The 12,485-nt window shown below is 42.8% G+C and carries 11 protein-coding genes; 9 read left to right on the top strand and 2 right to left on the bottom strand.

Annotated elements, in window-relative coordinates:
• Positions 1-405 precede the first annotated feature (405 nt).
• The 4 genes from N6H18_RS03495 to N6H18_RS03480 are packed head-to-tail and all read left to right on the top strand — an operon-like array spanning position 406 to position 5,476.
• Positions 406-1,146, top strand: coding sequence for a DUF3891 family protein (locus N6H18_RS03495; protein ID WP_262310451.1), 741 nt, complete (start codon positions 406-408; stop codon positions 1,144-1,146).
• The gene (sbnA, locus tag N6H18_RS03490) at positions 1,143-2,177 is read left to right on the top strand and encodes a 2,3-diaminopropionate biosynthesis protein SbnA (protein WP_262310450.1); all 1,035 of its coding nucleotides are present in this window, start codon (positions 1,143-1,145) and stop codon (positions 2,175-2,177) included. Before N6H18_RS03495 ends, sbnA begins: the two co-directional genes overlap by 4 nt.
• The gene (locus N6H18_RS03485) at positions 2,167-4,059 is read left to right on the top strand and encodes an FAD/NAD(P)-binding protein (RefSeq protein WP_262310449.1); all 1,893 of its coding nucleotides are present in this window, start codon (positions 2,167-2,169) and stop codon (positions 4,057-4,059) included. The genes sbnA and N6H18_RS03485 overlap by 11 nt, the downstream gene beginning before the upstream one ends.
• Positions 4,016-5,476, top strand: coding sequence for a Y4yA family PLP-dependent enzyme (locus N6H18_RS03480; protein WP_262310448.1), 1,461 nt, complete (start codon positions 4,016-4,018; stop codon positions 5,474-5,476). The genes N6H18_RS03485 and N6H18_RS03480 overlap by 44 nt, the downstream gene beginning before the upstream one ends.
• A gap of 21 nt (positions 5,477-5,497) precedes the next feature.
• On the opposite strand, the gene N6H18_RS03475 is transcribed toward N6H18_RS03480, so the two are convergent.
• Complete coding sequence (locus tag N6H18_RS03475) at positions 5,498-6,103, bottom strand: trimeric intracellular cation channel family protein (protein WP_262310447.1); 606 nt, start codon at positions 6,101-6,103, stop codon at positions 5,498-5,500.
• Positions 6,104-6,132: 29 nt separating this feature from the next.
• A complete protein-coding gene (ade, locus tag N6H18_RS03470) occupies positions 6,133-7,758 on the bottom strand; it encodes an adenine deaminase (RefSeq protein WP_262310446.1) in 1,626 nt (541 codons plus the stop codon).
• 94 nt (positions 7,759-7,852) lie between these two features.
• Between ade and nadC the strand changes: the two genes are divergently transcribed.
• From nadC to N6H18_RS03445, 5 genes are all read left to right on the top strand, one after another.
• Complete coding sequence (gene nadC, locus N6H18_RS03465) at positions 7,853-8,713, top strand: carboxylating nicotinate-nucleotide diphosphorylase (protein WP_262310445.1); 861 nt, start codon at positions 7,853-7,855, stop codon at positions 8,711-8,713.
• Between the two features lie 5 nt (positions 8,714-8,718).
• Positions 8,719-9,195, top strand: coding sequence for a YcxB family protein (locus N6H18_RS03460; RefSeq protein ID WP_262310444.1), 477 nt, complete (start codon positions 8,719-8,721; stop codon positions 9,193-9,195).
• A 244-nt stretch (positions 9,196-9,439) separates the two neighbouring features.
• A complete protein-coding gene (locus N6H18_RS03455) occupies positions 9,440-10,645 on the top strand; it encodes a DUF418 domain-containing protein (protein WP_262310443.1) in 1,206 nt (401 codons plus the stop codon).
• Positions 10,646-10,761: 116 nt separating this feature from the next.
• On the top strand, positions 10,762-11,337 hold the full coding sequence (def, locus tag N6H18_RS03450) for a peptide deformylase (protein WP_262310442.1): 576 nt from the start codon (positions 10,762-10,764) through the stop codon (positions 11,335-11,337).
• Positions 11,338-11,379: 42 nt separating this feature from the next.
• Complete coding sequence (locus N6H18_RS03445) at positions 11,380-12,471, top strand: serine hydrolase domain-containing protein (RefSeq protein ID WP_262310441.1); 1,092 nt, start codon at positions 11,380-11,382, stop codon at positions 12,469-12,471.
• Positions 12,472-12,485: the final 14 nt, after the last annotated feature.

The raw sequence follows: 12,485 nt of genomic DNA, 5'->3' as shown, positions 1-12,485 counted from the left end.
AGCATTTGCTTTGTGCGCCACAAACCGAGGTTTAGAACCCAAAAGACCTTGTCTAAATCTAGTGTCTAAGGTCTACATGGATCTGCTACAACCAGCGGGGCAAGATTATCTTAGAGAAGGATTTTTGAGTGTGAGACTTTAATGGTAGATAAGGATGGCTGAACGTAGAAAATGGACTCAGAGGTGGGTAGGTGTATCTACAGTTTTGGGTACTTGGTTGCACATATTTCCCCAGTCAATAAATCCTTTGATCAATCCCTATGTGCCCTTAGGGAACCTCAGATTGCATTTTTGCTCTTAGCTGCTGCTTGGCAGATGCTTTGTTTATTAATCAGTTGAAATCATAGTACACATGTACAACTGGTTTTTGAGCAGGCATTCTTTTTCACCGATAATTCAGAGCATGTGATAGTCAGGAATTTAAATCAGGGATACGAAATTATATTTCAGCGCAACCATGCCCTGCTTGCAGGAGAGCTGGCTAGGCATCTCAAGGAAGCATTTCGTCCACCGAGATGGATAGAAACCTTATCTGCCATTTTGGAGCACGATGATGGACAGACAGACTGGTCTGAGGCTGAATGGATTACTACTGATGGACATCCCAAAGATTATTCCGAGCGAGGCTTTGACTTGACGCAAGCAAGGAAAATCACTCAAGAGTCTGCTTATAAATCTACTTGGATACAGCTTTTGGTCTCTATGCACACGACATCACTCTGTGAGAGTAGCGAGTATCAGACTGACAACATGCGCCAGTTCATCAAAGAACAACGTGCCATTCAGAAAAAACTAAGAAAACTCCACTCGCTGAGAGAAAATGAGGTAGTGGGCTATTACCGTTTTTTGCGCTGGTGTGATGAGTGCTCTCTTATCCTATGCAAAGGAGAGCTAGAAGATGGTGAGAAAAGATCGCTCATCATCGGTGACATCACTAGTCAAAGCACTGTAAAAATAGTCAGAACTGATGATGGCTCCATGACTGTTGCCCCTTGGTGCTTTCAAGAAGAGCATTTTAGTGTTACGGCGGAGCTTTTTCAACTCAATCAAACCTCGTATCAATCCACAGAAGAACTCCGAGCTCAAATCTCAAATACATCACCAGTGACCAAAACTTGGATATTTAAAAAAAACGCAATGATATGATCAGATTTTCTCAAACTCTGAGTCAGCCTAAACTCAAGCAAGGCATACTCGCAACTATAGGTAATACTCCTTTGGTGCAATTACAATACCTGTATCCAGCATACAATGTGTCAATTTTTGCAAAGATCGAAAGTTTCAACCCCGGCGGTAGCATCAAGGACCGTACAGCCGAAAGTCTACTGGTAGATGCCATGAAGACAGGTCAGGTACAACGCGATACGACCATCATAGAATCTAGCTCTGGCAACATGGCGATAGGTTTGGCACAGCTTTGTTTAAAACATGGGCTGAAGCTGATAGTTGTAGTAGATCCCAATGTGAATCCACAGACACTAAAAATTTTGAAAACGTATAGTGCCAAGATTGAAATGATTGATTGCATAGATGATAGTAGTTATCTCAACGTCCGATTGGCTAAAGTACAGGCCTTGCTCAAAAAAATCCCGAATAGTTTTTGGCCGAACCAATATGCGAACCTTGCCAACCCACAGGCACATTACCATACCATGAGAGAAATCGCGGAAGTGTTGCATCATGATGTGGATTTTTTGTTTGCCGCCACGAGTACATGTGGTACCATCATGGGTTGTGCGGAGTATATTCGGCAACATGAGATGCATACCAAAGTAGTAGCTGTGGATGCCTTGGGTAGTATTATTTTTCATCAGAAGTCTGGCAGTCGCTTGATCCCTGGACACGGAGCAGGTAGAGCTTCTCAGCTTTTGGATAGGTCTCAAGTCAGCAAAGTGATTCATGTGAGTGATAAGCAATGTATCTCAGGGTGCCATCATCTCTTGCACAAAGAAGCGATCTTGGCAGGGGGATCTTCTGGAGCAGTTGTACATGCGGTGGGTCATATGCTCCCTCAGATACCTGATGGTAGTCGCTGTGCTATGATCCTTTGTGACAGTGGGGAGAGATACTTAGACACTATTTATTCCCCAGAGTGGGTGGAGCATAATTTTGGTCGGGTGGAAACGGAAATGACGAAACTATCAGAATGGTATGACACACATGAAAATGAAATTTGATTCAACAGATGATACAACATGGGGGTCAGAACATGCTCTTGCAGAGTCTCCTGTTTATATCGCTATTATTGGAGGTGGACCCAAAGGTATCTATGGTTTTGAAAGATTGGTGGCACAGTGCAAGAAGGTGCAGCCTACAAGTCAGATAGTGGTTCATATTTTTAATCGTACGCGCCATTTTGCAGCAGGAGAGGTTTACAATCCCTCTCAACCTGATTTTCTCAAAATGAACATTCCCAGCTCTCAAATTAATATGTGGTTACCTGATGCAGAGCCTTCGGCAGTGTGTCAGCCATTGAGTTTTGAGCAGTGGTCAGAGTTGAACAGTGATATTTCAGAGCCAATCAAGAGTGATACGTTTCCATCACGCTCCCTAGTGGGCAGATACTTGATCAATGGCTATGAACGGATCAAAATGGAGATGCCTGCGAATCTCACACTGCGCGAAGTAGTGGGAGAAGTGGTAGATATGAATCGTCATGCAAATGGCTACCAGCTCGTGATCAGAGATGAATCAGGAAGAGTAAGAACGCTACATCCTACTTTTCAATACATACTGTTGACTACAGGACATCCTACACCAGCCCCAACTACTTCAAGACACTTGGTCAGCAACGCTCCCAAGCCAAATTATATTTCGTTTATTTATCCTGTTGAGCAAAAGATGGATCGGGTTGCTCCTGGATCAGTAGTTGGCATTAAAGGTATGGGCCTCACCTTTGTGGATTGTGTATTGGCGCTGACAGAGGGTAGAGGAGGACGCTTCAGTACTGCAATAGATGGCAAACTGATCTACGAAAAGTCAGGGTTGGAACCGCGGCTGATTTTACCATTTTGCAGAAATGGACTGCCGATGATTCCGCGTACAGGTGATAATAATAAACTTCAGCTGCGATTTTTTACGCCAAGCAGTATGGCAGAACTTGGATCTCAAAATGGAAAGTTGGATTTTGAAAGTGAGATATGGCCTTTGGTCAGGCAAGAATACGTTCGCGTTCATTATATGAAACTTTTCGAGTTGTATAACTATCCTTCAATTATGGAAACTGACCAACCGTATTCCTATGCCACTATCCAACAAGATATAGAATGGTTTCACATGCTATATCCACATATTGTGCGTTTCGATCTCAATCAGTTCTTTGACCCACTGTCTGATGTCGAGTTCCAATCGGATATCGAATACCATAGATTCATAGTGGGGTATTTAGAAGAGGGACTGGATGTAACTAAACAAAAGTCTAGGCATCATTTTTTGAGTGAGTTGACTGATGTATGGAATGCTGCGGCTGGCCTTTTTGGGGATATTTATGCACATGGTGGGTTGACACCCCAGTCACAAAAAAAGTTTGAAAATTTCTATGCGCCGCGATTGCACCGCGTATCCTATGGACCTCCACACACCACGATGGAAAAAATACTTACATTAGCTCAACAGGGATTGATTCATTTTTCTGCAGTTTCACAGATACATCAAACAGATCATATAGGTACCAGACTGGTTTCTAAAATAGATGAAACTGCTTATGACTTGGATACTATGGTGAATGCGCGGATTCCGAAAACTCATATGAGTAATGTAGAGGAGGGTGTGTATCATCAGCTCTTATCAAAGGGGGAAATCTGCATTTATCGAAATAGTGATGTTGATTCCGAGGACAGCCATATGCCAGGGTGTTTGGCGCTAGATAAAAAGGGTTTCGTCATAGATGCCAATGGCAAGGTCAATATGTCGATAGCAGTCATGGGTACTCCTACAGAAGGTGTGACCTACAACAATGACGCACTTACTCCATCACGAAACAACTTCGTCAGTCATTGGTCTGACTTTGTACTAAATGAAATCAAAAACACCGAATGTCATGTGCCAAACTATTGTTGATCCACTACCCAAACTCACACCAACACTTCATTCTTGGATTCAATCATTTTTGGGAGAGACCAATCTTCATCAGCAGTTGGTGACCGACTATGGTTCTCCACTCAATCTGCATCATGTAGATCCTTTCATAGAAAACTATCAAGCATATGCAAAGGTTATCGAATCTTTTGGGCTGTCACATTTAGTGTTTTTTGCGCGAAAGGCCAATAAGTGTAAAGTTTTTGTGAATACAGCCAAAAATCATGGTTTTGGTGTGGATACAGCCAGTTTCGAAGAACTTAATCAGTGTCTTTCTATGGGGGTCGATCCAGCCAAGTTGGTCCTGACAGCCGCGATCAAAACCAATGACGTACTGGTATTGGCTATCAAAAATCAAGTGTTGATTGTGGTAGATAATCAAGATGAAATAGATGCGATCAAAAACTTGGCGGCTAGTATGAATATAGTGGCTCGTGTGGCGCTGAGAGTGAGTGGGTTTTTGATCAATGGAGAAAAAATGTATAGTCGATTTGGGTTTGACATTAACCAAATTGAGACTGTGGTGACAGAGTATGTTTGCACAACGCAGCACTTGTCTTATCAAGGCATGCATTTTCATCTCAATGGATATGAGATAGAGGAAAGAGTGGCAGCTTTTGATCAGTTGTTTGACGTGGTAGATAGTATCTCAGCGATGGGATTGTCAACCAAATTCATAGACATGGGCGGTGGTTTTTTGACTAATTATTTAGAAAGAGAAGAAGAGTGGAACCACTTTCAAGCAGAGCTAAAACTGGCGTTGGCCGGAGAGAGGTCTCCTATCACATTTCAGAACAATGGTTTGGGGTATTCATGGAGTAATGGAACAATTGAAGGCCAACTACTAACCTATCCTTACTATAACCCAACACCTAAAGAACACATGCTGCGTCAGATTCTAGAAAGCCCTACCGCTCATGGAACCGTGGCACAGGGTCTAGTTGACCGCAATATCGAGCTGCGTTTAGAGCCTGGTAGGTCATTGGTAGATCAGACTGGTATTACACTTGCAAAGGTGGTTTTTAGAAAAAGGGATTCTAATGGTGACCTACTAGTAGGGTTGGAAATGAACAAAACCCAACTCTGTAGTTCTAGTGCGGACTTTCTTTTGGATCCTATTTTGATCCCAATCAATCGGAAGGAGTCAGTCGAGACCGATTCGGTGGAGAATGCATATTTGGTAGGTGCCTATTGTTTGGAAACAGATGTGTTGCTCAAACGAAAAATTGCTTTTCCTTCTCTTCCTCAAATTGGTGACTTAGTCTGTTTTCCTAATACAGCAGGTTATATGATGCACTTCTATGAGTCGCAATCTCACTTATTTGAGTTGGCAGAAAATCTAATTATATCAACTAATCCAACTGGACTGAGTGCATTTAAAGTATCGATGGAGAAATAAAATCTATGCAGATGCGTCCGTTCATTTAATCCCTGGCAATGACCACTCGAATTTGACTGCCAAGAGACGGATGATCATCGTGAGAACAATAGGGATGATCAAGGTCAAGTAATCTGGAATGGGAAATTGAATCAGGATCACATAGAGACTGGCTCCAGCAAGACAGGCGGTGGCATATATCTCCTTTCTGAAAATCAGCGGTACTCTGTTGGTCAAAATATCTCTCAACACACCACCAAATACCGATGAGACGACACCCATCATGATGGCAATCGTAAAATGCATGTCGAAACCGAGGGCCTTTTGAGTACCCAAAGCAGCAAAAAGACCTATCCCTATGGTGTCAAACAAAAACATGGTACGGCGCAGACTAGCGATCCATCTTTTGAACAGGTAACTGAGAAGTACTGCAAAAAGCACAGCATAGAGATAGTTGGGGTCTCCCATCCACCCGATGGGATGACTGTCTAGCAACAAATCTCTGACCGTACCCCCACCTAGCGCAGTGATGAAGGCAATAACCACCGCACCAAAGGCATCCATCTTGTGATCAGAGGCAGTCAGGGCACCAGAGATGGCAAAAACCACCGTGCCGACGAGGTTCAATATATAGATCAGTTCTAGCATGCTGCGAATGTAAGTAATGTACTTTTTTATCAATCGGTGAAAACCTGTAAAAACTCGAATTGCTCTCCGTCAAAAAAACCTAAGTCACTCATTTTGGCTTTGGGTATCACAAGCAGTGCCATAAAGGACAGTGTCATGAATGGGGAATTCAGAGAAGAACCTAGTCCTTTGGCGAAGCGATCAATAGCTGAGTAAGATTTGGCTACTTGATAGCCGTCTTGGTCAGACATGATGCCTGCGACTGGCAGCTCCAGCAACATCTCCATGTCTGGACTGACTGCTGAGACACCACCTTGAGAGGCAATGATTTTGTTGACCGCTCGGCAAATAGACTTGTCATCTACTCCCACGGCAATGATGTTGTGAGAGTCATGCCCCACGGAGGAGGCAATGGCGCCAGATTTTAGACCCATATTTTTGATATATCCGATAGAGGGAGCGGTATTTTGATAGCGGTTGATCACGACTACTTTCAGGATGTCTTCCTCGGTATTGGTTTGATTGGGGTTGTCGATCAGGGCACTGTCATATGTCAGCAGGTTGGTGATAAGTTGACCATCGAGTGCTTCCATTACCTTAACTTTTGACCCTGTGATTTCGAGATTGAAGTCTTCTGGTTTCTTGAGTTGACAATGGAAATTATTGATCACAGAAACAGGGACTGAAGGAATTTTGGTTTGACCATTTTTGGCAACCAGTTCTCCATTGATCCATGTTTGAAGGATGTTGAAATCAGTAGGGTTGTCGATGAGGATGAAATCAGCAGGATCTCCCTGACGTAGCAGTCCGATATCCATGCCGTAGTGTTGAACTGGGTTGACACAGGCAGCTTGCAATACTTTGTAGAGGTTGTGGCCTTTGGCCAGAGATCGTTTGACGAGTTGGTTGATGTGACCTTCTTCGAGGTTGTCGGGATGTTTATCATCAGAGCAAAACATGATAGACTGATAATGCCCATCGAGAAGAGGAATCAATGCTTCAAAATTTTTGGCCGCACTTCCTTCTCGGATCAAAATTTTCATGCCACAGCTGAGTTTGTCTTGAGCTTCTTCTATTGTGAAACACTCGTGATCTGTGGAGATGCCTGCAGCAGCATATTGTTGTGCTTGCTCGCCTTTCAGTCCTGGAGCATGACCATCCACGGGTTTGCCTAGTCGTTTGGCAATTGCCAGTTTGTCAAAGACAGTTTTGTCATTGAACAAAACTCCGGGCCAGTTCATCATCTCTGCGAGGTACACGACCTCATCTTTGCTGAGTAGGTATTCTATGTCCGCAACAGAGATTTCCGCACCTGCGGTCTCAAACGTCGTGGCAGGCACACAGGAGGGAGCCCCAAAATAGAATTTGAAATTGACCTCCTTGCCATTGGCGATCATGTATTCTACTCCTTTCACACCTAGCACATTGCCTATCTCATGAGGGTCAGAGATGGTGCCTACCGTGCCATGTACCACCGCCATACGTGCAAACTCAGAGGGCACGAGCATAGAACTCTCTACATGCACGTGGGCATCTACAAAACCCGGTAGGATGTATTGGTCAGGTGCTTGTGTTATTTTTGACACACGATAAATCCTGCCATTTTTGATTTCAATCTGCGCAGGATAGGTGGTTTGGAGGAAAAGGTCGATGTATTGTCCTGTAATGGTGGTCATAATTTGGGGTTATGTCAGAGCAGCAAAGTACTAAGACTGGCAAAATATTCATACCGCTGGTGCATAAAATAAATGGCTTGTATATTTTTGCGCCGTGAAAATCGATTATCTGACAAAATCTGCCATCAATCAATTCATTGATGCGGCACTTCAAGAAGACATAGGGGAAGGAGATCATAGCACACTAGCGGCTATTCCATCTGACTTGATTCAGGAGGCCAAACTCATCATCAAAGGTGATGGTGTGATTGCTGGATTGGAATTGGCACAGTGGATTTTTCATCGCTATGATGAAAATCTCGTTGTGACATTTCACAAGGCTGATGGAGATCAAGTAGTCGAAGGCGAGGTTGGACTGACAGTAAAAGGCAGTGCAAGATCGATCTTGTCCACAGAGAGATTGGTGCTCAATTGTATGCAACGAATGAGTGGCATAGCTACTTATACCCGCAGATTGAGTGATATGATCCAACATACCGAGACCAAGTTGCTAGATACTCGAAAGACTTCACCTAACTTTCGCATCTGCGAAAAATGGGCGGTCAAAATCGGAGGAGGTGTCAACCATAGATTTGGACTCTATGACATGGTGATGCTCAAGGACAACCACAACGATTATGCTGGAGGGATCACACAAGCAGTCAAAGCAACCCAAGCGTATCTCAAGGAGCAGGGCAAGGATTTGAGGATAGAAGTGGAGACCAGAAATCTTGAAGAAGTAGCAGAAGCACTGGCAGTAGGTGGTGTAGATGTGATCATGCTTGACAATATGTTGCCCTCTATGATGCAGCAGGCGGTGCAGATGATCAAAGGCAAATGCCAAACCGAAGCATCAGGGGGAGTGACCGAGTTGAATATTAAAGAAATAGCTGAAACAGGAGTTGATTTCATATCAGTGGGTGCATTGACCCATTCCTACACCAGTTTAGATATAAGTTTGAAGGCAGTAAAATAAAAATAATGATAGTAAAGACGAAAAAATACCAGTTAGCAAACGGAACTTTTATCAAGTTGGCATTTGGTAATTTGCTCAAAGACCAGTGGTGGGTATTTTTGATTTATTTGGCGATCTGTGGTGGATATCTTTGGATTCCAAACCTATGGTGGATCATCGGCGCATCGATCGCTTTGGTACTGTATGGCTTGTTTTGGTTGATACAGTTTGCAGGGATTTCGCAGATTGAGCAAGGCAAATTCATGTTCCAAAAGTTGAGCTATGAAATCACCAGTCAGCAGATTTTGATCAAACTCAACAGCAAACAAGGGATGCCGCTCAAGTGGGAGAGCATCAAGAGAGCTGTGGTGACCAAAGATCATTTTCTACTTGTGATGAGTAAAGCACAAATGATTCATCTCCCCTACAAAATATTCAACTCTCAAAACGAGATCAAGTTTGTTGAAACCATCTTGAAGAGAAAGGCATTGGTCAAGGCTTGATTCTGAAAAGACTGGAGATGAAAGAGCTGTTTTGGTCATGGTCAAAACAGCTCTTTTTTTTGAAGCATACAGGAGTAATTCGTCTGGCAAGAGAAACAAATGTCAAGTAAACCTGACTGTAAGTATGAGATGGACGGAGAGATGTACCAACATGGCTAGGGATATGTCCCCAAATTCGTTCAGCTCTTTTAAGAAAAGTCTCGAAAGCATAATTTTAATGTAGTAGACCGATGACAAATAAATTATGCCGACAACTCCGCGCATTCAGGTTATAGATGCTCTCAGAGGATTTGCATTGTTGGGGATCATTATGATTCACAGCATTGAGCATTTTGAGCTATTTATGCCTGTCAATGCGGAGAGCCCTTTGGTGTTGGAGATTGACCAACAGGTATTTGAGTCGGTGCTGTTTTTAGTCAGCGGCAAAGCTTACTCCATATTTGCATTCTTGTTTGGGTACAGCTTCTTCATTCAGATGAAAACGAAGGAGTTGCAAGGAGTGGATTTTCGAAACGTCTTTTTGTGGAGATTGCTAGTCTTGTTGGCCATTGGCCTGGTTCATTCGATGATTTATAGAGGAGACATTCTTCACATTTATGCCTTGATGGGGATGCCTCTTGTTTCTCTATACAAAGTGGGCTCACGTACATTACTTGTTGTGACATCACTATTGATTTTGCAGATCCCTACACTGGGGATGATTGTGGAGTCGTTTGTTGATCCATCATATATTTATACTCCCTATTATGGAGATGGGTATTATGAGGAGGGGGAGCAAATTTATTCTTCTGGTTCGCTGTGGGATGTGGTGGTTTTCAATCTATACAAGGCTAGAGTGGTGGTGTGGACTTGGACCTATCATACAGGCCGATTTTTTCAACTGATGGCATTGTTTATCCTGGGTTTGGTCATAGCTAGACAGCGGTATTTCGAGAACCTAAAAGCATACAGGTACAAGGCTACTTTGATTGGTTATTTCTCATTGATTTTCATGTTGCTGTTGAACCTGTACTTGACAGGAGTAGAGAGTTTCGATTGGACAGATTCACAAAAACAGTTGGTCATGGTAGTGGTTCAATCCTACCTCAACGCATTTTATACCACAGCGATTTGTTGTGGATTTATACTGGTTTACTTTTATTTTTCCAAACGAGTAAAAATCTTTGATTATTTGAGTAGTTATGGCAGGTTGAGTCTGACCAACTATGTTTCTCAAGCACTGATTGGTGTGTTGATATTCTATGATTTTGGGTTAGGACTGTGGGAGTACGTAGGAGCAACAGTGAGCTTGATTTTTGGTTTGGGCCTGTTTGTGATACAGGTAGTGATCAGTGCTCGGTGGTTAAAAACCTATAAATATGGCCCAATGGAATGGCTATGGAGAGCGCTCACCTATAAGGATTTTTCCATTCCCATGAAAAAAACAGATTGGGAGACAGTTCAGTCTTAGTATTGCCATGCTTTTTTGTTAATGTTGCTACAACTAACTGTGCTAGCATGCTTTCTTTATCAAAACACCTGTCCATCTTCTCTATATTGTTTTTAGTGGGATGCGCGACATCAAGAATGTCGACTGTTTCACCTACTTCAGATCAATTTTCTGATCAACAAAGGGTCATGATTCTCTCAGATCAAGGAGATGTTCCGATGAGGGTGTTTAAGATTACCTCTATTCAAGATTCAATTTTGCTCAGGACGAGCAGCCACGATGTAATCGTGGATTCTACGGATCAGGTTTTGGCTCGATTGATTGACAGGATGTACGCTACCGTGCGAGACAGTATTTCAATGGGCGTGGGGATAGCTGCGCCACAGGTTGGGATATTGAAACGCATCATTTGGGTTCAACGATTGGATCAGGAAAACTTGCCCTTTGAGGTTTATCTCAACCCTGTCATTACCTTCTATTCTGAAAGAAAACAGGATTGTAGAGAAGGCTGTTTGTCCATCCCTAATAGAGTGGATACCACCAGAACTCGATCCTATGAGATTCAAATTGCCTATGATAAATTGGATCATCAACATTATGAAGAAAGAATAGAAGGGTTTACCGCAGTAATTTTTCAACATGAAATAGATCACCTCAATGGGATTCTCTATTTGGATCACTTGGAAAAAGAAGTCCAACAATCTAGTAAGTAAATGGACTAGACAACTTTTTATCATCTTTTGCATTGATAAGGCATGAAAACCTACTTGCTCTTTTTTTTGTTGATCTGGTCTGAATGGTCAGTTTATGCCCAATATGCTTACCAACAACCCATCTTATTGAGTGATGGCTGGCAAGTGGGGGATTTAAGATTGGTGAATCAAGATACAACTCACCTTTATCAATTCATGAATCAGTTGTATCGCAATGAACATGAGATTCATTCCATAATAATTGTGCAAGACGGGGAGCTTATTCTGGAAGATTACTATCAAAACTACCAAATCGATATGCAGCATGATCTCAGGTCTGTGACCAAGAGTGTCCTAGCTCTACTCACAGGTATAGCGATAGACCAAGGATTTATCCAAAATGAAGATGAACCTGTTCTCAAGCATTTATCAGGTTGGCAGGTGAAAAAGAATGATGATGCACGAAAGGAACAAATTACTATTCGGGACTTATTGATGATGAGTAGTGGTTTGGATTGCAATGATTGGGACAAGAGTTCGAAGGGACAAGAAGATAGGGTTTATAGACAGAAAAATTGGATTCAATATACATTGGATCTTCCACAGAGATACAATCCAGGAGATACCGCGATGTATTGTTCGATGGGGACTGTACTCTTGGCCGAGGTGATCAGTCAATCTTCGGGGTTGTCAATCCAAGAGTTTGCTTCCAAATATCTTTTTGAGCCACTGGGGATCAAAAATGCGAGCTGGGATCATACCAACGGCAAATCAGACGTACCCAACTCTGCCAAAAGGCTGTATATGACACCAAGGGATATGGCCAAAATTGGAGAGTTGATTTTGAACAATGGTCGATGGCATGATCAGCAGATAATACCAGAGGAATGGATCATGCGAGCCACATCGGAGCAAACGAGATTGACTGATATAGCATATGGCTATCTATGGTGGATTCTCCCAATACAGCGTGATGAGCTAGTGTATCAGACCCTTAGTGCCACGGGTAATGGTGGCCAATACATCATGGTGCTACCAGAGTTGCAGGCAGTTGTTGTTTTTACAGGAGGCGCTTATAACAGTGAGGCAGACAAGTTGCCCTTTGTGATTTTAAGAGACGGAATCATTCCGCTCATCAGTCCACATTTCAAATAATTCTCTCTAACTCT

Source organism: Reichenbachiella agarivorans, from assembly GCF_025502585.1.
GTDB classification, from domain to species: Bacteria; Bacteroidota; Bacteroidia; order Cytophagales; family Cyclobacteriaceae; genus Reichenbachiella; species Reichenbachiella agarivorans.
Note: the sequence above shows the minus strand (reverse complement) of the source record. Positions and strands in the feature narration are given on the sequence as shown.